The following is a 20,511-nucleotide window of genomic DNA, read 5'->3' as shown; positions in this document are numbered from 1 at the left end:
CGCCGCTCAGGTCGACAGCTGCGACGGCGCGGCCGACGCCACCCGGAAATCCGCCGGGAACGTCCAGGAGCCGGGCGCCTCGCGCTTGCCCAGCTGGCTCAATTGATAGCCCATGCCCCACACCGCGTGCAGCGACAGGCCGTGCGGCTGGTCGACATACAACCCGAGCTTGCGGCGCAGCTTCGACACGTTGGCGTCCAGCGTGCGCGAGCCAGCGGCCACGCCGCTTTGCCAGCCGATCATTTCCAGGTGCTCCCGGTCCAGCGGCCGGTTCATGTGGCGGAAGAACTCGGCCGCGAGGTCGAATTCGATCGGCGTCAGGCGAATCTCGGTGCCGGCCACGTCGACCATGTCGAACGGCGACAACAGGCTGAATTCCTGCCAGTCGAGGCTGCGCGGCACCACCGGGCGATTGCGCTGGCGCAGGAAGAATTCGAGCATGAAGTACATCTCCTCGAAGGTCGACGGCTCCGGCAGCACGGCGTCGTCGGGGCCGGCGTGCAACAGCGACAACCCGCGGATCTGCCGCTTGCGCGCGCTCATGATCAATGGCGTGTGATAACGCAGCGTTTCACGCACCTGGCCCACGAGTTTTTGTACGTCGTCGGGCGCCGACGGAATTGAAAGCAGCAGCGCCTCGAAATTACCGCCGGGCGCCACCTGCGAAATCAATTCGTCGACATGCGCAAATGCGACGGGCGTATAACCCAGCATCTTGACGGCACGACTGGCGTGCCACCGCGTTCGGGGAGAGGGGTCCAACACTGCAATGTGCGGGGAGTTTTGCTCAAACATTGAAAATTACCTTGCACACCGTGGCGTCACAAACTTCTATTTTTGCCCCGTTGGCGGGGAAATCGACTTTCATCATTCAACCCTTCAGGAATAAATTGCTCTGAATTGTTGAAGGCAGACGCATTTTTTTACGAATGCATTTCCAACCTGCGCAATTCCTTGGGAAGTGAATCTATTCCCAAATAAATTTCACAGGTATGAATGAAGAGAACAGAAATATGAGGATCGGGCACGGCGGCCACGCCATGCACCCATCCACCGGCCAGGGCGGCCGGGCCGGCGGCGCGCCGGTCAGCTGACGAGCAACGTGCCGTCTGCCGCGGCCTGCCCCTGCTGCAGGGCAAAGGTGCGCGGCGTGCAGCCGTACTTCTTGCGGAAGACAAGGCCGAAATAGGCCGGGTCCGCAAAGCCGCAGTCGTAGGCGACCTGGGCGACGAACTTGCGCGCCCCCTCGGGGCTGCGCAGCATGCGGGCCGCGGCCTCGAGCCGGTCGTTCTGCAGGGTTTCGAGAAAGGTCATGCCGCGCGCGGCCTTGGCGAACACCTTGTGCACGTAGCGCACCGACACGTTGAAGCTGGCGGCCAGCTTCTGCGCGTCGATCTCGGTGTCGGCGTGGTGCTCGCGAATCCAGGCCCGCATGCGGGCGTGCAGGTCGCCGTCGCGCGGCGACACGCGCTCGCCCAGCGCACCCGGCTGCGCCCTCAGCCCGTTCTGTTCCAGCGAGAACGACAGCATCGACATCAGGTGCTCACCGAGCAGCTGGCGCTGCGCGGGACTCTGGATGCTGCACAGGTGATCCACGTCCAGCGCCCGCAGGTAGCCCGACAGCATCCCGGCCCAGCCCTTGGCGCCGGCCAGCCGCAGGTCGGTGGACTGGTCCGCATGCGGCAGCCAGCGGTTCACCACCGCTTCCGACAGGCCCAGCGTCCATGAGTTGGTGGCCTCGGTCGAACGCAGGCGCAGCGGCTGCCAGGAATCGATCAGGACCATGTCGCCCGCAGCCAGTTCGATGCGCTGGCGCTGCTCGCTGATGGCCAGGCCGCCGTCGAGCTTGATCAGCAGGTGATAGGGATAGACCTCGGCGCCCATGAGCTGGCTCGGGCCCGTGCGCTCGATGGTCGCGCCGCTGCCGTGCACCCGCATGAAGGCCATCCCGGCCGTGTCGACGATGGTGAGTTCCTGCTGGAAGTGGCTGCGCTCGGGGCTGTCCAGCCGCCCCACATGCGGGCCGATCTCGTCGGCCCAGAAGGCGAACCCGTCTTTGCGCGACACCATGCCGGTGTGAAAGCGCTGGATGCGACTGTCGGTGTCGGACATGCGGCACGCCCCTCTTCCTCCATGCAGCCGGCGCCACGCCAGAAGCCGCGGGTCACGAACGGGAACTCCCGATTTTTTCCTGACAGGTCCGCGTGGACCTCGGATAATTTTTACAAACGATAACAGAGATAACAGCCCGGGTGTTCGGGGGGATGACGCACCGCGCCCACCAGCGCAAGCCACGGTTCCACGCCTTGCCGATCGCCGGTCGGCGGGCCGGTCCGGGCCCGCTTCGCCCTTCGGCCGACGCTCGCGGCGGGCAATTGCATCCGGATGTGACTCGCGACACATCCGCGCCGCGAAAGCGAATGTCAAAGAAGGGCGCGATTCGTAGCATTCCTTCGGATCGAACGTCAACCGGAACTCTCTCTACTGGGGATGAAATGGCTGCCTTGTTTTTCACGGAACTCGAACCTTTCGGCACGCGATGGCGCGCAGCGCTGGCGTCCTGCCTGCCAGCGCTGCGCCGCGATGCCGAAGTGGTGCGGCCTTCGTCCCCCCCACCGGCGGACCGGGTGTGTGCGCTGGTCTTCATCGCCAACCTCGCGCAACTGGCCGACTCCGACGGTCCGGAGGTGGCAACAGGCGTGAGCCGCGAGATCCGGCGCCGGCTCTTCGCGGCCTTCCCGCCGTCGGGCGACACCGACCTGAGTTGCCTGCGCGACGACTGCTTTCTGCTGCGAACCCGCCACGCACGGCTGGACGACCTGCTGGCCGCGCTCGGGCGGGAGCCGATCCTCGTGAAAGGCATCGCCGCCCAGCCGCAGCTGCATGCCGACTGGATCGCACTGCGCGACAGCGGGCCGATGAGCCCGGCCGAGATCGAACTGGCGCTGTGGGCCGCACAACCGCATCCCGCGCCCACGGCCAGGGCGCGGCCTGCGAGCGACGTCGTGGTGGACGACATCGAACACGTGTACGACCTGCGCATCGCGCGGCAGGGAGATGCCCTGTGGCTGCGCGAGCGCTGTCTGCGAGGCGCCGAGGAACGGGCCCGGATCGACACGCTGTTCGCGCAGCTCCAGCCCGGCTGAGATGGCCTTGCCGCCTTCAGCCCATCGCAGCCCGGCCCGGCGAAGGGGCGCCCGATGGCGAGTCGCCCCGGGGGCGCCGCACCGTCCTGTTCCTTGACCGCCGCCCGTGGATTCGCCCATGAGAACGAACCGCCGATGGTCTCGCAACCCCCTTGGCCATGTATCTCCATCCCCTGATCGCCAGCGTGCCGCCCGACGAGCGCGCCGCCTTGATTCGCAGCAGCGCGCTGCATTCCTACCGGCGCAACGAGATCGTGCTGCAGGCGGACACGCACACCGACCGCATCTACTGCGTGGCCACGGGCTTGCTGCGCGCGGTCGACAGGGACGTGACGACCGACTTCATCCGCCGCGGCGATTTCTTCCTCGGCCCCTCGCTGGGCGAGAACAGCTACCAGGCCACCTCGACGCTGGTGGCCGCCCTGCCCTCGTCGGTCTACCACCTGCCGGTGGCCGCGGTGCGCCGGCTGTGCGCGCTGTACCCCGAGGTGACCATGGGCCTGCTGGAGATCGCGATGAAGCGCGTCGCCATGGTGCGCGGGCAGCTGCGCCGCATCTCGTCGCTGTCGTCCGAAAGCCTCGTGAGTCGCGTGCTGCACGAGCTGACGCAGCTGGCGCCTGCGGCCACCGGTGGCTACGACAAGCGCATCACGCAGGCAGTGATCGCGTCGTACTCGGGGCTCTCGCGCGAGGTCGTCAACAAGACCATGCGCGACATGGAAAGCCGCGGGCTGGTGCGCCGCGACGACCAGGGCGTGCACGTGCCGCCGACCTTCGCCTCGACCGATTTCGGCAGCCTGCCGCCGGACGCCCACGAGCTCTCCGACGAGCTCTGTGCCTGGAACGGCGACAGCCCCGAAGCGCCATGACACGCCGCCTTCATCGGCCCTGACTGCAACAAGGACAGCACCGACGATGCCCAAAGGAATTCCGAACCCCGTCGACATGTATGGCATTTCGCCCCGCCCCTGGGGCTTCGAGGTGTCGCTCGTGCGAAACGGCGTGCGCTACGCGCGCCTCTTCGGCCACGCCAGCTACGGCGGCCCCCAGCAGGCGCTGCGATGCGCCCAGGCCTGGCGCGACACCATCGTGAAGGAGCATCCGCCGGTCGCGCGCAAGGACCGCGCGCAGACCCTGCGCAGCAACAACAAGACGGGCGAGCCCGGCGTCTTCAGCCGCTTGTCCGCGCAAGGCAAGCCGGTGGCCTGGCTGGCCAAGACCTACCTCGGCAACGAGGAAATCCTGCGCGCCGAATTCGACCTCGCCGACTGGGGCCCCGCGGCCCGCGCGCATGCCATCGGCGAGCGGCAACGCCAGCTCGGCCGCATGGTCGGCCTCGCGCGATTGCACCCCGCCGAAGAAGCCATCCGCCGGCGCCCGCCGCCCGACGACGAAGCGGCGCTGCCGCCCAAGCGCTCGAAATCGGAGATCGTGCGGCGCAACAACACGAGCGGCGTCAGCGGCGTGCAGTTCAAGACGCCGCGCGCAGGCCATCCCGGGTATTGGGTGGCGATCACCTACACGGCGGGCAAGGGCAGCGTGAGCCGCTCGTTCTCGGTGCGCACGCTCGGCTACGAGGTGGCGCGCGACATGGCGATTGCCGAACGCCAGCAGCAGTTGCAAGCGAAGACGGCAGACGACGAAGCCTGAGCCCGGCCTCCTAGAACCGCACCGCGTACTGCACGCCGAGGCTCTGCTGCCGCGTGGCCAGGCTCTCCCGACCCCAGGGGTTCGACACGCCGTTCAGCTGCGCCCCCACCGCGGAGGCGAGCGCCGACGGTCCGTGCGTGCGGTGTGCCGGCGCAAGCGAATAGAAGACCGACCACTCGGTGCGCGCCGACGTCGCATAGCCCAGCCCCAGCGTGAAGTGCCGGCGAAACGTCGAAGGCGAATTGAGGTTGTCGCTGGTGGCCGCGTCCGCGTAGGCCGCGCTGTTCGCCGACACGCCCGCGGACAGGCGCAGCGCCGGCGTGGCCTGGTAGCGCACGCCGAGCTTGACGACGTTCATGTCCTTCCAGCCATTGCCCGGGCCACCCGCCGCACCGCGCAACACCGAGCCATCGAAGGGCCGGTTGCCCAGCCCTGCCACACCCGCATAGCCGATGCGCTGGTAGTCCAGCAGCACCGACAGCGCCTCGGTCGGCGACCACTGCAGCCCGACGAGCAGGTTCATCGGCACATCGAGCCGGCCGTGGTCGGCCAGCAGGCCCTCGTAGGCCTTGATGCGGCCCATGCGCGTGCGCGGCGACCAGGCGGCGCCCAGGCTCAGCGTGTCGCTCGCGCGCCAGTACGCCCCGATGCGAAAGCCCACGCCGAACGACGAGGCCACGCCCTGGTTGCTCAGGTGCTGCGGCGCCGCCGACTGCGGCGCCAGCGGCTGCACGCCCTCGGCCTTGAACTGCTGCGCCGTGAGCAGCAGCGAGGCGCCGACCGACCAGCGCTCGCCCAGCTGCTTCGACACCGTGGGCGCCACCGTCAGCTGCTTGATCGTCGTGATGCTGCGCCCCGTGCCGCAGGCCGCGTTCGCCCACTGCACCGCGCCGGTGGGCGACGGGCACGGCGTGCTGTCGGCGGGAAAGTAGGTGCCGGCGCCGTTGCTATAGGCCACGAGGCCGGCCGACAGCCCCGGCGCGATCACGCGGCTGATCGCCAACTCGGCCAGCGGCTCCCAGCGGCCGATGCTGTCGGTGCGCGTGTCGAGCAAGCCGGTGGTGGGCGGCGGCATGTTCGCCGAGCGCTCCATCCGCGTGTCGCCGCGCGTGGCGATGAAGTTGCCCTCCATCCGGTCGCCGACCCACGCGGTGGTGGCGGGGTTGCTCGCGCCGCCGAAGGCATCGCGGGTCGATGCGGCCGCCGCGCCGGCAAGGCCGCGCGCCTCCGCGCCGTAGCCGATCTGGAAGTAGCCGTTGTCGGCCGCGGCAAGCGCCGGGCACAGCGCAGCTGCAGACACCAGGGTCCGCCATGTCGTTGTCATCGTTGTCTCCGTTGTTGTTTTCTTCAGGCGCTCAGCAGATCAGGCGGCGACGACGGTGTTCTCCAGCACCCCGAGTCCCGCGATCTCGACTTCCACGCGGTCGCCGTCGTCCAGAAAGCGCCAGTGCTCGACGCCCGCGCACTCGGGCACGCAGCCCGTGGCCAGCAGCTCGCCCGCATGCAGCGTCTCGTTCTGCGACGCAAAGCTCAGGATGCGGTCGATGCGGTGCGTCATGCCCGAGGTGCTGCCCTGCCCGCGCAGCTGGCCGTTCACGCGCACCGTCACGTCGAGCGCATGCGGATCGGGGATCTCGTCGGCCGTGACGATCCACGGCCCCAGGCTGTTGCTGCCGTCGAAGTCCTTGCCCTTCGCCGGCCCGGTGCCCACGCCGCTGCGCAGCTCCTTCATGAGCTGCGCGCGCTCGGAGAAGTCGTTGAAGACGACGTAGCCGAAGACATGCACCATGGCCGCGGACGCCGCGATGTTCTTGCCGCCGCGCCCGACCACCACGGCCAGCTCGGCCTCGTAGTCGAGCATCGTGCCCGGCGCGGGCCGCTGCACCGATGCACCCGGGCCGGACAGGTTGAGCCGCACGCCCTTGTAGTAGACGGGTGTCTCGTAGAAGGCAGCCGGAATCTGCATCGCCCACGCCGGCGCGCCGGCTGCCGGCGAGACGTTCGCGGCGACCTGCCGGAAGGCATTCTTCAGGTGCTGCTCGTAGACGCTGAAGCAGCGGATCTGCGGCGGCTGGTAGGGCAGCTCGATCCGCACGTGCTTCAGGTCATGCAGGCAGCCTTGCGGCATCTGCGTCGACGCGAGCAATGCACGCAGCATCGGCAGCGTGTCGTTTTCATGCTGGATCACGTCCAGCAGCGTGGCAAAGCGCGGATCGCCGGGCAACGCGGCGCTGACGTCGAGCAGCCGCTGGTCCGGCAAGGCGAGGCCGACGTGCCGCGAAAACGCATCGGTCGAGAAAGTGCACAAGCGCATGGGGTGGCTCTCCTTGCGTGCGCGTCAGGCCGCGCGATGCTGTGCGAGCAGCACCTCGGGGTCGAACTCCACGCCGATCGGGTTCGTGGCGAAATCGCCGGCGCGGAACCACGCGTCCAGTTCGGCCGCGCTCTCGAAGTTGTCGACCTGCAGCTCGACCTTCACGCCCTCGGGGTCGAGGTAGTACAGCGAGGTCGTCGGCCCGTGGTTGATGCTCCACACCGGCTGCATGCCGTGGCCCTTGAGCCGCGCGTAGGTGTGCAGCAGGTCGTCGAGCGAGCCGTAGGTGAAGGCCACGTGGTCCACGCCCGCGGTCTGGGCCTGTCCGGCGCTGTGCGTGGGCGCGTTGATCAGCGCCACGCGGTGATGCTCGTCGTCGTAGCTCAGGAAGCACAGCATCTCGTTGCGGAACATCGTGCGCGCACCGAGCACCACGCTCCACCAGCGGATCGATTCGTCGAAGCGGCGAGTCGCCAGCACGACGTGCGCGAGCTTGCGCGGCGACCTTGCGTGCGGGTCGGGCGAAGGGAGGGGAAAGCGGTCCATGAGGTTCGTCATTGCATGTCCTTGGGGTCGAGGGGTGGGTGGGGAAAGGTTGATCTGCAGGATGGCGCGCAGCACCGCGGCCACGTCGCTCGGGCCCGGCGGTTGCGACGCGGTGCTGCGCCAGGCAATGTGGCCGTCGGGCCGCACCAGGAGCGTGGCGTCGGCCCGGCCGTCGTTCCAGGCGATCAGTTGCGCGAGCGCCTTGTGCGAGGCGGCGAGGTCCAGGTTCACGCCCACGACGGCCAGGCCCAGCGACGCCGCCAGCCGTTCGCACGCCGCGCCGTGGCGGCCCATGCCCGCCAGGAGAAAGTGCCCGGGCTTCAGAAGCTCGTGCGAGCTGGTGCGGTACGCAACGCCGGTGTCGGGCGCAAGGTGGAAGTGCGGCCAGCGCGCACCGGGCGTGAGTGACTGGCACACGTCCCGCACGGGGTCCGGCGCAACCGGCGCGGTCGTGCCATCGCCGCAGACGGCCGCCCCCCGGTAGGCATGGCCCAGGTCCAGGCCCACGGTGCTGAAATGCGCCATCTGGTTCTCGGCGGCGCGCTGCACGCGCTGGCGGATGGCCGCGCAGCGCACGGACGCGGCCTTCGCGATGCGGCGCGTGCGCCACTCAACCGGCGCCACGAACAGCCCGCCGATCGCCGAGCGCACCGCGCCCGGCAATGCACGCGCCGGCGCACTCGAACGCACGCGCCCCAGCAGCGGCAGGCGGCGGTCGTCGATGCCCATGGCCGCGGTGACCTCGCGCATCTTGTGGAAGTTCTTCACGCTCGCCTCGCAGTTCGCCACGGCCACCGGGCGGCGCTCCGCGCCGTAGGTGTCGATCAGGCCCACGTCCGCACGGCCTTGCATGACCAGCGCCAGCTTCCACGCCAAGTTGTGCGCGTCCGCGATGCCCGTGTTGAGCCCGAGCCCGCCCGTGGGCGGAAAGCGGTGCGCCGCATCGCCGACCAGCAAGGTGCGCCCCTGGCGGTAGCGGTCGGCCACGTGCGCCTGCATGGTCCAGTGCGAGAGCGAGGTGATGCGAAACGGCACGTCCGCAGTGCCCAGCGCCGCGCGCAGCATGCGCTCGCAGCGGGCCACCGGGAAGTCAGCGGGTTGTTCGTGCGGCGGGAAATACGGCGTCATGAACACCGCGTAGCGTGCGGCGTCGTGGACGATGAAGGTGCCGGGCGCCTTCGCGGACAGGGTCCAGAACAGGATCGACGGGCTGTCCTTCACGAGCGGGCGCAGGTCGGCCTCGAAGTTGACCGTGACCATGTGGGCCAGGTTCGTGTCGCCGGCCATCGCGATGCCCGCGCCCCGCCGCACGGAACTGCCGGCACCGTCGGCCCCCAGCAGCCACTGGCTGCGCACGGCATAGACCTCGCCACTCGCCGCGTCCTCGATGCGCGAGACGACGCGGTCGCCCTCTTCTTCCGCCCCTCGCCAGGTCTGGCCGAAGCGCGTCTCACAGTGGGTGCGGCCGGCGAGCGCATCGAACAGCACGCGCTCGAGGTGGTGCTGCGGCACGTTCGCGCTGCGCTTGCCGCTGACCGCGTCCAGTTGCACGAAGCGCGCCTCGCCGCCGATCTCGATGCGCGCGATGTCTTCCTCGGCGAGGTTGCGCCGCCAGGTCACGTAGCGCGCGTCGGCCGGCGGCGTGGTCACGCGTGCCAGCGCCTCGTCGGCGATGCCCAGGCTGGCCAGGATTTCGCGCGTCCTCGCGCTGATGACATGCGCCTGCGGCGCCTGGTGCAGACCGTCGCGCTGCTCGACGAGCAGCGACGCAACGCCCTGGTCGGCGAGCAACGCCGCCATGGTGAGCCCGACGGGCCCGGCACCGACGATCAAAACGGGAACTTCCAACTCGTGCATCTGTGGTTCTCTCGACCTTCGGCAGCACCAACGGCTGCCATGCACGGGAATTTATACAAATATAAGTCAATGCATGATGCGTGTTTATACTTATATAAGTCGAACGCATCGACCGGCCGACCGGTGCGCGCGACTGTTGGACAATGCGGCCATCGTCAACCAGCCACGGCCCGCCGGCGCACGCCATCCATGAAGACTCCCACGGGCAAGAACGCCCCGAAGCGCACCACCGCCCCTGCCCGCACCGAGGCCGCGGAACCTGCGGCCGACACCTCGGGCCGGCAGCGCCTCATGGACGCGGCCATCGTCGAGTTCTCCGAGAAAGGTTTCGAGGGCACGTCGGTGCTGGCCATCGCGCGGCGCGCGGACGTGAAGCAGCCGCTGCTCAACTACCACTTCGGCGGCAAGGAAGGCCTGTGGCGCGCCGTGGTCGAGAGCACCTACACCGAGGCGATGGCATCCATCGATGCGATGCAGGTCGACGAGGACACGGCCGATGCGCTCACCAAGCTGCGCAGCGCGCTGCGGGTGTTCGCCATCATCAACGTGCTGCACCCTGCCGCGCATTCGCTGGTGCTGCGCGAGGTGGCGCAGGCCGGGCCGCGGCTGGACTGGATCATCGAGCACTACATGCGGCCGTTCCATGAGCTGCTCGACGCGCTGCTCGCCGAATGCCAGGCGGAAGGCCTGATCAAGCCCTACCCGCGCGCCTACGCGAGCGTCATGATGACGAGCCTGCTGACCTCGGTGCAGTCGTCCATGCACCTGATCAAGCGGCTCTACGACGTCGATCCGATGAGCCCCGAGCAGGCCGCGCAGCACACCGAGCAGACCATCGACCTGCTGCTGAATGGGATGCTGACGGACCCCGGAAAGAAAAACCGCTAGCTAACGCTGGTTCTGTTGCTCGCTCCTGTGCGCAATGACCGCGTCGCGCACTGCGCGCTTCGGCGCCAGCTGCGGCTTGCCGCAACTGCTGCAGCGATAGAAGCGCAGGCCGGGCAGGAACTTCATCCACGGCCGGCGGTGGATGCGCTCCAGACCGGCCAGTCCGCATTGGCAGCGGACGAAAGGATTGCCGAAGGCCGGGCCGGGCGCGCGGCCGTGGCGTGTCGTTGCGTACCCAGGAGCGTCGGTGTGCATGCGGGTCATCGTGCCGACCCACGGGCACGCCGCGCGCCCGACTGTGATCCCGCTCACTTGCCGCCGCAACAAATCTGCGCGCGGTGATCCGCGCCTAGGCGGCAGCGGGCTCCTGCGGTTCGCCCAGCGAGAGCATCAGGCGGTTGGCCCAGTTGAAGAAGGCCGCGCCATGCACGACGTCGGCAATCGCCAGGTCGTCCAGCCCCTGCGCGCGCAAGGCGTCGACATGCGCGGCCCCGAAGGTCGACGGCGTGGCCGACAGCGCGACCGACGCCTGCACGATCGCATTCCAGCGCGCGCCCAGCTCGGCCTGCACCCCCTCGTCGAGCAGGCGCTGCACGTCGTCCGTGCGCTGCGAGAAATGCGAAGCAAAGCGCGCGTGCACCGAGGCGCAATAGATACAGCCGTTGAAGCGCGAGGCGGCGGCGGCCGAGAGCTCGCGCTCGGCGCGCGGCAGGCCGGCCTCGGGGTTGTAGAAGATGTCCTTGTCGGTGCGCGTGCGCGCGCCGAGGATGTCTGGGTCGCGCGCCAGCAGGCGGAAGTACGGCGACTTGGCGCGCGACGCGTCCACGAGGCCCGCGTAGTGGCGCTCGGTCAGCTCGTCTTCGGGCAGCGGTTCGAGCCAGGGCAGCCATTCGAGCTGCGCCTGCGTGAAGCTGCGCGGGTGCGTGTTGCCGGGATGGGTCAGGGTCGATTCGGTGCTCATGGGGCGCTCATGCAGAAGGGGTGGCCAGCGCGCGCAGGCCGATGACGACGCGGATCTGGAACGCGAGGAACGCCACCAGTTGCGACAAGGTGACGATCTCGGTGGTGTGCCATCCCGCGTCGAGCAGCGCCTGAAGTGCCGCCGGGCTGGCGTCGCGCGGGTGGAAGACCAGCAGGTGCGCATGTGCAAGGCCGGCCGACAGGCGCTCGCCGAGCACCGCGCGCTGCGCCGCATCGACGGCGTAGACGGGGCCGGCCGCGTCTTCCACGCTGAGCGGACCTTCCGGATAGCGGCCATACGGCCCTTGCGTGGCACCGCGTGCAACCTCGGCCTCGATGGCCCTCGCCACGCCCTGCCCCGCCAAGGCCTCGGCATAGAAGCGCGCCACCTCGGGCTGCCCATGCAATCCGGCGACGAAGGTCGCGACGGCGAAACGGTCTGCGATCTCGAAGTGCCCGGCGACGGGCTCGGTCGGCGCGAACAGCGCCAGGTAGCTCTGCTGCGCCTGCGTGCGCGCCTGCTCGCGCTGCGCACGCAGCCGGTCGAGCGCGCTGCCGGGCGCGATGCCCACCAGCCGGTCGATCACGTCGGCAGCCTCGGGAACGGGAGAAGAAGAAACAACGGCATTCATGGAGACAACAGCCTAGAGAAGCGCAAGCGATTGAAGGTCCGGCACGCCCGTGTCGCGCGCCCAGCCCAAGGCGGGTGCGACGACCGTGGCGGTCAGTTCGATGGAACGCAGGATGGCCGCGTGCGGCGGATCGACCGAATGCACCTGGCACACGAGGTCGGTCACACGCGCGAGCGTGCGGTCAGCGCGCAGCGAAGCAATCACGTCGTCGGGCGAACCGACATGCACGTCGTACGCCGCGATCAGCTGCTCGAGCGGCGCATCGGCGCGGACGCGGTCGGCCAGGCCGATCTGCCCCGTGGCGGCGGCCTGCAGCACCGCGCGGCGCAGCCCGGTCTCGGCCAGGCGCAGCGCCTCCTTGCGGGTGTCCGCCACGAACACGCTGCGCGAGCCCACGATGCGCGGCGTGCGCCCCGGCGGCAGCGCGGCCAGGTACGCGTCGATGATCGGGTCCTGCAGGTCGGCCAGCGATGCATCGGGCGCCAGCGCAGTGCGTGGCTGCGTGCGCGAGAGCATCAGCCCGTCGCCGGCCGTGCCCGCGCGCGTGCCGCCGCTTACCGAGAACGTGGCCTGCCAGAGCCGGCCGAGCAGTTGCGCACCCGCCGGGTACAGCGTGTCGCCGCCGGGCAGCGGCCGGCCGGCCCAGGCGTCGCGCACCGTGGCGAGCTGCCGCTCGAACAGCGCTGCGCGGTCGTCGCTGTCCAGCCCGAAGGCCGCGAAGGACGCGGGCGTGCCGCCCGTGCCGACGCCCACTTCGAGCCGGCCGCCCGAGAGCAGGTCCAGCACGATCGCGTCTTCGGCCGTGCGCACCGCGTTTTCCAGCGGCAGCGTCACGATGCCCGTGCCCAGGCGGATGCGCCGTGTGCGCGAGGCGACGTGGGCGAGGAAGACGAAGGGCGACGGCAGGCCGCCCTCGTGTTCATGGAAATGGTGCTGCGCCACCCAGGCGGAATCGAAGCCGAAAGCCTCGGCATGGGCGATCTGCGCGGTAACGAAGCGGTAGCGCTCGGCGGCGGGGGCATCGTCGAGCAGCCGGCTGAAGAAGCCGAGCCGCTTGCGCGGGGAAGTGAAGGTACCGGGCATCCGAAGGCCTGTGGGGTCGAGAGCCTTCGAGTGTTGCGCCGCAGGCCGCTCGAATGGAACGCCGGTTTTCGCGTTTGCTTATGCGCTTTGCGCGCATCGCGCGTTCAGTGCGGCATCGCAGGTGATCGCCGTGTGAAGCGCCGCAGCCAGCCCACGCCCGCCCCGACGCCGACCGCCATCAGCCCGGTGGTGCCCAGCATCGCCGCCGTGTGAAGCGCGACGGCGGCGAGCGCCGGCACGAGCGAACCACTCATCGCGCGCTTCGCTGCATCGCCCATGCACAGCGGGATCAGCGCCGGCACCAGCATCAGCCCGGCACCGTGCGCGGTGGACATCATGAAAGACCACAGCGCCAGCCCCGCATGCCCCGCCGGCGCACGCGCCATGGCGGGAAGACGGCCCGACAGGTGAACGAGCACGACCAGCGCGAACAAGCCGCCGGCCAGCCACTGCAGCAGGCCCCGGTCCATCGACAGGCCGAAGGCCACCGCAACGACCACGAGCGCCACCGAGGCGACGTGCCCGACGCCGATCGGCCACAGCGCCCGCAGCGCCTGCGCCCGGTCTTGCGAACGCAGGCCCCACGCGGCGGCGAACATCCAGCCGGTGGTGGGGTTCAGGCCGTGCAGGACACCCATTCCCGCCACCGCCAGCCAGGGCCAGAGGCTTGCCATGGTGCGGACCGATCGACACGCCAGGTCGCGCGTTTTTCTTAGGACTGCGCGTGGCAGCAACCACCGGCCGCCGCAACGGGCGCGGGCTCGTAGCGGTCGTGGTGACGGATCCAGTCCATCGCGTAGGACGGGTTGTGCTCGTCGCGGCCCTTGGGCACGAGGTCGAGCATGTTGTAGGTGCCCATCATCACTTCCACGCCGCGACCGTAGGTCGAGTAGGTGTGGAACACGTCGCCGGCGTCGTCCTTGAAGAACACGCTGACACCGGGCGCTTCCTCGCTCGGGAACGGCTGCTTCACGTAGTTGTAGGCGACCACGCCGCTGGCCATTTCGTCGGGCGTGAAGCTCACGCCGAAGTCGTGGTTGAAGTCGTTGTCGTGCGACGAGACCCAGGCGAACTGCCAGCCCATGCGCCGGCGGAAAGCCTCGATGCGAGCCAGCGGCGCGCGCGAGACGGCCACCAGCGTGACGTCGCGGTGTTCGAGGTGCACGCGCATGCCGTCGGAATGGTCGGCCATGAACGAGCAGCTCTGGCAGCCCTGCTCCCAGTCGGGGCCGAACATGAAGTGCTGCACCAGCAGCTGGCGGCGGCCTTCGAACAGGTCGGCGAGCGGGCGGCGGCCCTGGGGCGTGTCGAAGACATAGGCCTTCTCGACGCGCGTCCAAGGCAGCGCGCGGCGCTCCTCGGCGATCCGGTCGCGCAGCTGGGTCAGTTCCTTCTCGCGCGCCAGCAACGACTTGCGCGCATCGATCCAGCGCTCGGGGGTCACGACGGTGTGATTCATTGGGGTGTTCATGGTGTGCTCCTTGGCTTGTGTGTCGTTCAGGCCGTGGCCGTCTTCGGGCGCCGCACCGCGCGGACCTTGCTGGCCCGGCCGTCGCCGGCGTAGAAGAGCCCCGCGCCGTCGGACTCCAGGCCGCTCACGCCGACGCCGCTGGGCATTTCCAGCCGCGCGATCACGTCGCCGCTGGCGGGATCGATGCGGCGGATGTCGCTCTGGTCGCCTTCCCAGGTGCCGTGCCAGAGTTCGCCGTCGACCCAGGTCACGCCGGTGACGAAGCGGTTCGATTCGATGGTGCGGCGGATCGCGCCCGTCGCCGGGTCGATCTGGTGGATCTTGCGGTCGCGGTACTCGCCCACCCACAGGCTGCCTTCGGCCCAGGTGAGGCCCGAGTCGGAGCCGTTGCCGGGCGCGGGAATCGAGGCCAGCACCTTGCCGGTGGCGGCGTCGATCTTGTCGATGCGCGCCTCGACGATCTGATAGAAGCAGGTGCCGTCGAAGGCGGTGCCGGCGTCGCAGGCGACGTCGATGCGGCGCGTGGCTTCGCCGCTCGCGGGGTCGAAGGCGACCAGTTGCCCGCCGGTGGCGGCCCACACCTGGTGGCCGTCGTGCGTCACGCCGTGGATGCGCTCCACACCTTCGAACGGGCCGTACTCGCGCACGATCTGCGCGGCCTGCACGGCGCCTTCGAATCGGTCCTTGCCTGCCTTCTTGCTCTGACTGCTGTTGCTGCTACTGCTCATGGTGGGCTCCTGTAGGTGCGCCACAGGGGGTAGCGCATGAGCCCGACTCTATTCAATCGGCAGCGCAGCGGGGAGTAACAAGATCGTCGTGAATCCCGCCAGCGGCGGGGCCAGCCAGCGGCGCGCCCTGGCCTGTCCGATGGCGCGCACGCGCCGTTCGGCCTCGAGTTCGGCCAGCGCGCGCTGCACCGTGCGCTGGCTCGCGCCCAGGGCCAGCGCGAGCGCCGAGGTCGACCAGGCCGCGCCGTCGGACAGCAGCGCCACCAGCGAAGCCTGCTCGCCGTCGATGGGCGGTGCCAGCACCACGACCGGACGCGCATCCAGAGGTTGGAGGATGAAGCCCTGCGGCGTGGCCTCGATGCGCGCCATCGGCTTGACGAGCGCGCGCAGCCGGCCGATCTCGACGCGCAGCCGCGCGCGGTGCGTTTCGTCGGGGTCGCGGGTGCGGAAGGCGTCGGCGATCAGCGTGTCGCGGTCGACATCGCCGGGCCAGGCCGCGGCCAGCGCACGCGCCAGCGAGAACAGCACGGGCCGGCGTGCGAGCGAACGCCAGGTGTCGCCGCCCCCGACGCCACGGCGACAGGCATCGACGACGAGCGCATCGGACGCGAGCAGCGCCTCGACCTCCTCGAGGCGCAGGGCCTGTTCACCGCCGGCAGCGATGCGCCGGGCGGCGGGACGTTCGAGCGCGGCGCGCGCCTCCGCCACTTCGGCCAGCAGCGCCGGCACGCGCGCACGCAGGGCCGCGTCATGCGCGCGGGTGAGCGCTGCCCGTGCCGTGCCGGTGCGCAGCGAACGCAAGGCCAACTCGGCCGACGCCAGTTCGGCCACCGCCGACAGCAACGGCGGCAGGCTGTGCCCGTCGAGCAGCGACAGCGCAGCGGCGGCCTCGTCGAGCCGGCCGAGCAGCAGCAGCCGGCGCGCCGCGATGAGCCGCGCCTGCAGCGCATTGGCCAGGTCGTCGCGTGCTTCGAGCGTGGCGGCCGCGGCGGTCAGCGCGCGCGGCGAGCCGCCCAGGTCGCGCATCGCCAGTGCCACCTCGGCCTCGGCGACGACGCAACGTGCGCGCGCCAGTTCTTCGTGCGCCCCGAAGCCGCTCGCGGCACGCCGCAGCAGCTCGCGCGCACGCGGGTGCTCGCCGAGCTGGGCCATGGCGATGCCGCGCAGCGCGAGCGCCGGCGGGTCGTCGCGCAGGGCCACGCGCTTGAGGGCGCCCAGCGCGTCGCCGGCAGCGAGCGCGCGCGCGGAGGCGGCGATGAGGGAATCCATGGGGCGACAGGCTACAACACCGCCGGTGCGCCCCGGCCCGCCTCCTCACGAGGCGGCGTCGTCAGTCCAGCGAGATGCCGCGCTCACGAATCAGCGCGTGCCACTTCTTGGTCTCGGCGAAGGCATAGGTCTTCATCAGCACGCTGTCGCTCGGCACCGGCTCCCAGCCGCCTTCCTGCAGCTTCTTGCGCACGCTCTCGTTGCCCACCGCCGCCTGCATCTCCTTCGAAAGGCGCTCCTGGATGGCGACGGGCGTGCTGGCGGGCACCACCAGCCCTTGCCACGCGTAGGCCTCCGAATCCTTGAAGCCCTGCTCGCCCACCGTGGGCACGGCGGGCAGGATCGGCAGGCGCTTGGCGCTGAACGCCATCAGCGGAATGACCTTGCCCGACTGGATGGCGCTTAGCCCCGACGAGGTGTCCACCACCATCAACGGCACCTGCCCGCCCATCACGTCCTGCAGCGCAGGTGCGGCGCCGCGGTACGGCACGTGCATGGTCGACAGGCCGCTGCGGCTCAGGAACAGCTCCATCGCCAGGTGGTGCGGGCTGCCGTTGCCCGGCGAGGCGTACGACAACGTGCCCGGCTTGCTCTTGAGCTGCTCCATCAGGGCGCCGATGGTCTTGAGGTTCGTCGAGGGCGCCGCCACCAGCACGAGCGGCGTGCGGGCCATCAGGCCGAGCATCGCGAAGTCGCGGTCGACGGCATAGGGCAGCTTCTTGTAGAGCGCGGGGTTGTACACGAGCACGCCGTTGTCGGCCGTGAACACGGTGTAGCCGTCGCCGGGTGATCGGGCCGTGACCTCGGCGCCGATGATGGCGCCGGCACCGGCGCGGTTGTCGACGATCACCGGCTGGCCGGCCTGGACCGACATCTGCGCGCCGATGGTGCGGGCCAGGAAGTCACTGCCGCCACCGGCGGGGTAGCCGACGATCCACTTGATCGGCTTGGACGGAAAGGCCTGCGCCTGCGCTTGCGCGGGAGCCCCCGCGAAAGCAAGCGCGGCGGCCGCGAGCGAAAGGAAACCGCGGCGCGCAAGGCGATGAGAAACGGGCATGAACGATGTCTCCTGGCAGTGGTTGTTGTGATGGCGCTGCGATTGGATGCGAGCTTCATTCATGGTTCAATCAGATATTTCTTTGCTACTTATCGGATAAACCGATGAATGTCACGTTGCGCCAACTGCGCGCCTTCATCGCGGTGGCCCGCGCCGGCAGCGTGACCGAGGCGGCCCTGCGGCTGCACATCACGCAGTCGGCGCTGAGCGGCCTCATCAAGGACCTGGAGTCGAACCTGGGCGTGCAGATGCTTCACCGCACGACGCGCAAGCTGCAGCTCTCCAGCGCGGGCGAGGTCTTCCTGCCGATGGCCGAGCGCATCCTCCAGGACCTGGGCATGGCGCTCGATGCGGTGTCCGACCTGCGGGAGCTGCGCACCGGCACCGTGCGCATCGCGGTGCCGCAGGTGATGGCGTGCACGGTCATGCCGGAAATCATGGCGGCCTTCGCCCGGAAGTACCCCGGCATCCGCGTGCGCCTGCAGGACTCGATGGTGGAAAGCGTGCTAGGCCGGCTCATCAACGGCGACGTCGACCTGGCCATCGGCCCCGAGCGCGATGCACCTGCCAACGTGGTGGCGCGCACGCTCTTCACCCTGCCCTTTCTGGCGGTGCTGCCGCCGGGGCATCCGCTGACCAAAAAGCAGCGGGTCGCCTGGAGCGACCTGGTCCGCTACCCCGTGATCTCGCTGCAGGGCGAATACACGCAGTTGCTCAGCGCCGAGCTGTACGCCTCGCCGGGCCGGCTGGAGTTCAGCCCAACGCATGAAGTGGCCTTCCTGACGACGGCGCTGAGCATGGTCGAGCACGGCCTGGGCGTGACCACCTGCCTGCCGTATGCGGGCGAGCTGCTGCAGCGTCAGAAACTCGAATTCCGCCCGCTCGTCACGCCCGTGCTCAGCCGCAAGTTCCAGGTGTGGCTGAACAAGGACCGGGGGCTCTCGCCGTCGGCGCAGGAGTTTCTGGACTTCCTGCTGCAGCACATCGAAGACCACCCGGCGCCCGAGGTGCGCGCGTTCCGCAAGGCGCGCTGATCCAGCGCGCAGCGGGACTCAGCTGCTGCCAGCGCCTGCCACGGGTGCCTGCACCCTCGCCTCCAGCCGCGTGCCCCCATCGTCCGCATCGATCTGCAGCGTGCCGCCGATGCGCGTCATGCGCGCCTGCATGCTGCGCAAGCCCAGCCCGCCGATCGACGAGGCAACCGTCACCGCATCGAAGCCCACGCCGTCGTCCTCGACGCTCAGCAGCACGCCCGCTTCGCCGTCGGCCAGCAGTTGCACGCGAAGGGTGCGCGCGCGGCTGTGCTTCACCACGTTGGCCAGCGCCTCCTCGAGCAGGCGCGTGAGGCCCAACACCTGGCGCGCGGACAGCGCACAAGGCCAGGCCGCGGGCGTCTGCCAGTGGCTGCGCATGCCCATCTCCTCGAACAGGCGACCGAAGCGGTGGCGCATCGGCGCCAGCCATTGCGTGGGCGTGGCGGCCACCGGGGCCGCGCCGCCGCTGTGGGTGTCGATGATCTGGCGCAGGTCGTCGCGCAGCGACTTGAACATCGACAGGTACTGCGGTCGCTGCAGCGCCTCGCCCGACTGTTCCACCAGCGCGATCGAGCGCACCAGCGAACTGCCCAGGCCGTCGTGCAGGTCGTGCGCCACGCTCAGGCGCTCGTTCAGCCGCACGTTGTCGAGTTCCAGGCGGTGTTCGCGGCTGAGCGTGTCGGCCAGCTCGGTGCGCGCCCCGCGCACTTCGCGCGCCAGATCGTCGTTGAAGTTCTCGACGCGGCGCAGGCTGCGCGTGAAGCCGCCCGCCAGGATCAGCGACATGCCGATCATGATCAGCGGCGCCGTGACCACGGTGTAGCCGAAGCGGTCGTCGATGACGCGCAGGATCATCAGCGCGTCGTGCACCGCGGCCACCAGGAAGCCGAAGGCGCACAGGGCCAGCAGCAGGTGCTCGGTTTTCTTCGTGTCGAGCGCGCGCAGGATGAACTGCACGCACACGGCCATGAAGAGCAGCGAATACACGATGAACACCGCCAGCGTCGCGACCGACAGCGCAGGCTGCGGCAGCAGCGCGATCGCCGCCACGGCCAGCGCGGCCACCGCCCACAGCGCGCGGCTCAGGCGCGGAAAGCGCTGGCCGCCGAAGTGCCACATGAACATGCAGAAGCAGCTCACGTACAGGACCATCCAGGCCGTGATCCAGCGCGACCAGGCGTCGGTGGAGGCGAACGGCCACGGCAAGGTGCTGACGACGGTGTTGCTCGCGAACACCAGCCAGGCGATGGCGCTGAGCGCATACCAGCCGTAGGCGACCTCTTGCCGGCGCATAAGCCACAGCACGAGGAAGAAGCAGCCCAGCGTGATCGAGATGACGAGGTTGACCGCGGGCAGCACGCGCGCGAACAGGCGGCGTTCGTCGTGGTACGCCACCGCCGCGTCCGCCGGGCCGAGCACCACGCGGCCCAGCCCCGAGCCGTACATGCTGCCGCCCACCACCTGCACCCACAGCGTGTTGGTGCCGGGGTTCAGTGCGGCGGCCGGCAGGAAGAAGACGCGCGGCGTGTTCCAGCTGCGGCTCAGCGGCTCGACCAGGCTGGCGTCGCGCCAGAGCAGGTTGTCGTTCAGCGAGATCGCGCCGGCCATGCTCAGGTAGTCGAAGGCCACGCCCAGCTGCGGCGCGTCGTCGCGGCCCGCGCAGGGGCGTTGCCAGTCGATGCGGTACCACACGATGCCTTCGAAGCCGGGCCAGCGCGAGGCCCAGTGGTCGGGCAGCGTCACCGGCTGCCAGCCGTCGATGGGCGGCGGTGCTTCAGGCCCCGCGCCGGCGGTGGCGCGCACGGCCCGCACGCTGTCGATGTGCGGTGCGCACGCCTCGGCCGCCCATGCCGTGTGCGCGAACAACCACCACAGG

General features: G+C 69.7%; 20 protein-coding genes. 5 read left to right on the top strand and 15 right to left on the bottom strand.

Annotated features, from left to right (window positions below; genetic code table 11):
- Positions 1-6 precede the first annotated feature (6 nt).
- Both AC1RAA_RS02865 and AC1RAA_RS02860 read right to left on the bottom strand, forming a co-directional pair.
- Positions 7-795, bottom strand: a complete 789-nt coding sequence (locus AC1RAA_RS02865; protein WP_492726377.1) for a winged helix-turn-helix transcriptional regulator — start codon at positions 793-795, stop codon at positions 7-9.
- Between the two features lie 291 nt (positions 796-1,086).
- The gene (locus AC1RAA_RS02860; protein WP_492726375.1) at positions 1,087-2,112 is read right to left on the bottom strand and encodes an AraC family transcriptional regulator; all 1,026 of its coding nucleotides are present in this window, start codon (positions 2,110-2,112) and stop codon (positions 1,087-1,089) included.
- 383 nt (positions 2,113-2,495) lie between these two features.
- On the opposite strand from AC1RAA_RS02860, the gene AC1RAA_RS02855 reads away from it, so the two are divergent.
- The 3 genes from AC1RAA_RS02855 to AC1RAA_RS02845 all read left to right on the top strand — a co-directional run bounded on the left by AC1RAA_RS02855 (position 2,496) and on the right by AC1RAA_RS02845 (position 4,796).
- The gene (locus AC1RAA_RS02855; RefSeq protein ID WP_492726373.1) at positions 2,496-3,146 is read left to right on the top strand and encodes a hypothetical protein; all 651 of its coding nucleotides are present in this window, start codon (positions 2,496-2,498) and stop codon (positions 3,144-3,146) included.
- Between the two features lie 158 nt (positions 3,147-3,304).
- Positions 3,305-4,015 (top strand): Crp/Fnr family transcriptional regulator, encoded by a 711-nt coding sequence (locus tag AC1RAA_RS02850; RefSeq protein WP_095745057.1) that lies wholly within the window; start codon positions 3,305-3,307, stop codon positions 4,013-4,015.
- A 46-nt stretch (positions 4,016-4,061) separates the two neighbouring features.
- On the top strand, positions 4,062-4,796 hold the full coding sequence (locus tag AC1RAA_RS02845; RefSeq protein WP_492726371.1) for an AP2 domain-containing protein: 735 nt from the start codon (positions 4,062-4,064) through the stop codon (positions 4,794-4,796).
- Between the two features lie 10 nt (positions 4,797-4,806).
- Here the strand turns inward: AC1RAA_RS02845 and AC1RAA_RS02840 are convergent, their stop codons facing one another.
- The 3 genes from AC1RAA_RS02840 to AC1RAA_RS02830 are packed head-to-tail and all read right to left on the bottom strand — an operon-like array spanning position 4,807 to position 9,504.
- Positions 4,807-6,120 (bottom strand): OmpP1/FadL family transporter, encoded by a 1,314-nt coding sequence (locus AC1RAA_RS02840; protein ID WP_492726370.1) that lies wholly within the window; start codon positions 6,118-6,120, stop codon positions 4,807-4,809.
- Between the two features lie 39 nt (positions 6,121-6,159).
- Entirely contained in the window at positions 6,160-7,110 is a 951-nt protein-coding gene (locus AC1RAA_RS02835) for a fumarylacetoacetate hydrolase family protein (protein WP_492726368.1), read from the bottom strand.
- Positions 7,111-7,134: 24 nt separating this feature from the next.
- Complete coding sequence (locus tag AC1RAA_RS02830) at positions 7,135-9,504, bottom strand: FAD-dependent monooxygenase (RefSeq protein ID WP_492726366.1); 2,370 nt, start codon at positions 9,502-9,504, stop codon at positions 7,135-7,137.
- Between the two features lie 198 nt (positions 9,505-9,702).
- Between AC1RAA_RS02830 and AC1RAA_RS02825 the strand changes: the two genes are divergently transcribed.
- Positions 9,703-10,401 carry a TetR/AcrR family transcriptional regulator gene (locus AC1RAA_RS02825; RefSeq protein WP_492726364.1) on the top strand — a complete coding sequence of 233 codons (699 nt, stop codon included), beginning with the start codon at positions 9,703-9,705 and terminating at the stop codon, positions 10,399-10,401.
- On the opposite strand, the gene AC1RAA_RS02820 is transcribed toward AC1RAA_RS02825, so the two are convergent.
- From AC1RAA_RS02820 to AC1RAA_RS02780, 9 genes are all read right to left on the bottom strand, one after another.
- On the bottom strand, positions 10,402-10,656 hold the full coding sequence (locus tag AC1RAA_RS02820; protein WP_492726362.1) for a hypothetical protein: 255 nt from the start codon (positions 10,654-10,656) through the stop codon (positions 10,402-10,404). It abuts the gene before it with no gap.
- Positions 10,657-10,750: 94 nt separating this feature from the next.
- A complete protein-coding gene (locus tag AC1RAA_RS02815; protein WP_492726360.1) occupies positions 10,751-11,362 on the bottom strand; it encodes an alkylhydroperoxidase domain protein in 612 nt (203 codons plus the stop codon).
- 7 nt (positions 11,363-11,369) lie between these two features.
- Positions 11,370-11,993 carry a CMD domain protein gene (locus tag AC1RAA_RS02810; protein ID WP_492726358.1) on the bottom strand — a complete coding sequence of 208 codons (624 nt, stop codon included), beginning with the start codon at positions 11,991-11,993 and terminating at the stop codon, positions 11,370-11,372.
- Between the two features lie 12 nt (positions 11,994-12,005).
- Positions 12,006-13,076 (bottom strand): putative FMN-dependent luciferase-like monooxygenase, encoded by a 1,071-nt coding sequence (locus AC1RAA_RS02805; RefSeq protein ID WP_492726356.1) that lies wholly within the window; start codon positions 13,074-13,076, stop codon positions 12,006-12,008.
- Between the two features lie 104 nt (positions 13,077-13,180).
- Complete coding sequence (locus tag AC1RAA_RS02800) at positions 13,181-13,750, bottom strand: hypothetical protein (RefSeq protein ID WP_492726355.1); 570 nt, start codon at positions 13,748-13,750, stop codon at positions 13,181-13,183.
- A gap of 38 nt (positions 13,751-13,788) precedes the next feature.
- Positions 13,789-14,547 (bottom strand): DUF899 domain-containing protein, encoded by a 759-nt coding sequence (locus tag AC1RAA_RS02795; RefSeq protein ID WP_492726353.1) that lies wholly within the window; start codon positions 14,545-14,547, stop codon positions 13,789-13,791.
- A gap of 26 nt (positions 14,548-14,573) precedes the next feature.
- Positions 14,574-15,275: a Vgb family protein gene (locus tag AC1RAA_RS02790; RefSeq protein WP_082818306.1), complete on the bottom strand. Its 702-nt coding sequence runs from the start codon at positions 15,273-15,275 to the stop codon at positions 14,574-14,576.
- A 48-nt stretch (positions 15,276-15,323) separates the two neighbouring features.
- Positions 15,324-16,544: a helix-turn-helix domain-containing protein gene (locus tag AC1RAA_RS02785; protein WP_492726351.1), complete on the bottom strand. Its 1,221-nt coding sequence runs from the start codon at positions 16,542-16,544 to the stop codon at positions 15,324-15,326.
- A 61-nt stretch (positions 16,545-16,605) separates the two neighbouring features.
- Positions 16,606-17,601: a Bug family tripartite tricarboxylate transporter substrate binding protein gene (locus AC1RAA_RS02780; RefSeq protein ID WP_492726349.1), complete on the bottom strand. Its 996-nt coding sequence runs from the start codon at positions 17,599-17,601 to the stop codon at positions 16,606-16,608.
- A 104-nt stretch (positions 17,602-17,705) separates the two neighbouring features.
- Here AC1RAA_RS02780 and AC1RAA_RS02775 point away from each other — a divergent pair, with 104 nt between their 5' ends.
- Complete coding sequence (locus tag AC1RAA_RS02775) at positions 17,706-18,635, top strand: LysR family transcriptional regulator (protein ID WP_159272076.1); 930 nt, start codon at positions 17,706-17,708, stop codon at positions 18,633-18,635.
- Between the two features lie 18 nt (positions 18,636-18,653).
- Here the strand turns inward: AC1RAA_RS02775 and AC1RAA_RS02770 are convergent, their stop codons facing one another.
- Positions 18,654-20,501: a sensor histidine kinase gene (locus tag AC1RAA_RS02770; protein ID WP_492726347.1), complete on the bottom strand. Its 1,848-nt coding sequence runs from the start codon at positions 20,499-20,501 to the stop codon at positions 18,654-18,656.
- Positions 20,502-20,511 lie beyond the last annotated feature (10 nt).

Source organism: Variovorax sp. GW823-FHT04F07 (assembly GCF_058795995.1).
The sequence above is the reverse complement of the archived record's forward strand: the minus strand, read 5'-3'. Positions and strand labels throughout refer to the sequence as shown.

Bases quoted from the DNA above. Each gene is read 5' to 3' on its own strand.
- AC1RAA_RS02865 (WP_492726377.1), bottom strand. From the start codon at position 795: ATGTTTGAGCAAAACTCCCCGCACATTGCAGTGTTGGACCCCTCTCCC.
- AC1RAA_RS02860 (WP_492726375.1), bottom strand. From the start codon at position 2,112: ATGTCCGACACCGACAGTCGCATCCAGCGCTTTCACACCGGCATGGTG.
- AC1RAA_RS02855 (WP_492726373.1), top strand. From the start codon at position 2,496: ATGGCTGCCTTGTTTTTCACGGAACTCGAACCTTTCGGCACGCGATGG.
- AC1RAA_RS02850 (WP_095745057.1), top strand. From the start codon at position 3,305: ATGTATCTCCATCCCCTGATCGCCAGCGTGCCGCCCGACGAGCGCGCC.
- AC1RAA_RS02845 (WP_492726371.1), top strand. From the start codon at position 4,062: ATGCCCAAAGGAATTCCGAACCCCGTCGACATGTATGGCATTTCGCCC.
- AC1RAA_RS02840 (WP_492726370.1), bottom strand. From the start codon at position 6,120: ATGACAACGACATGGCGGACCCTGGTGTCTGCAGCTGCGCTGTGCCCG.
- AC1RAA_RS02835 (WP_492726368.1), bottom strand. From the start codon at position 7,110: ATGCGCTTGTGCACTTTCTCGACCGATGCGTTTTCGCGGCACGTCGGC.
- AC1RAA_RS02825 (WP_492726364.1), top strand. From the start codon at position 9,703: ATGAAGACTCCCACGGGCAAGAACGCCCCGAAGCGCACCACCGCCCCT.
- AC1RAA_RS02820 (WP_492726362.1), bottom strand. From the start codon at position 10,656: ATGCACACCGACGCTCCTGGGTACGCAACGACACGCCACGGCCGCGCG.
- AC1RAA_RS02815 (WP_492726360.1), bottom strand. From the start codon at position 11,362: ATGAGCACCGAATCGACCCTGACCCATCCCGGCAACACGCACCCGCGC.
- AC1RAA_RS02810 (WP_492726358.1), bottom strand. From the start codon at position 11,993: ATGAATGCCGTTGTTTCTTCTTCTCCCGTTCCCGAGGCTGCCGACGTG.
- AC1RAA_RS02805 (WP_492726356.1), bottom strand. From the start codon at position 13,076: ATGCCCGGTACCTTCACTTCCCCGCGCAAGCGGCTCGGCTTCTTCAGC.
- AC1RAA_RS02800 (WP_492726355.1), bottom strand. From the start codon at position 13,750: ATGGCAAGCCTCTGGCCCTGGCTGGCGGTGGCGGGAATGGGTGTCCTG.
- AC1RAA_RS02795 (WP_492726353.1), bottom strand. From the start codon at position 14,547: ATGAACACCCCAATGAATCACACCGTCGTGACCCCCGAGCGCTGGATC.
- AC1RAA_RS02790 (WP_082818306.1), bottom strand. From the start codon at position 15,275: ATGAGCAGTAGCAGCAACAGCAGTCAGAGCAAGAAGGCAGGCAAGGAC.
- AC1RAA_RS02785 (WP_492726351.1), bottom strand. From the start codon at position 16,544: ATGGATTCCCTCATCGCCGCCTCCGCGCGCGCGCTCGCTGCCGGCGAC.
- AC1RAA_RS02780 (WP_492726349.1), bottom strand. From the start codon at position 17,601: ATGCCCGTTTCTCATCGCCTTGCGCGCCGCGGTTTCCTTTCGCTCGCG.
- AC1RAA_RS02775 (WP_159272076.1), top strand. From the start codon at position 17,706: ATGAATGTCACGTTGCGCCAACTGCGCGCCTTCATCGCGGTGGCCCGC.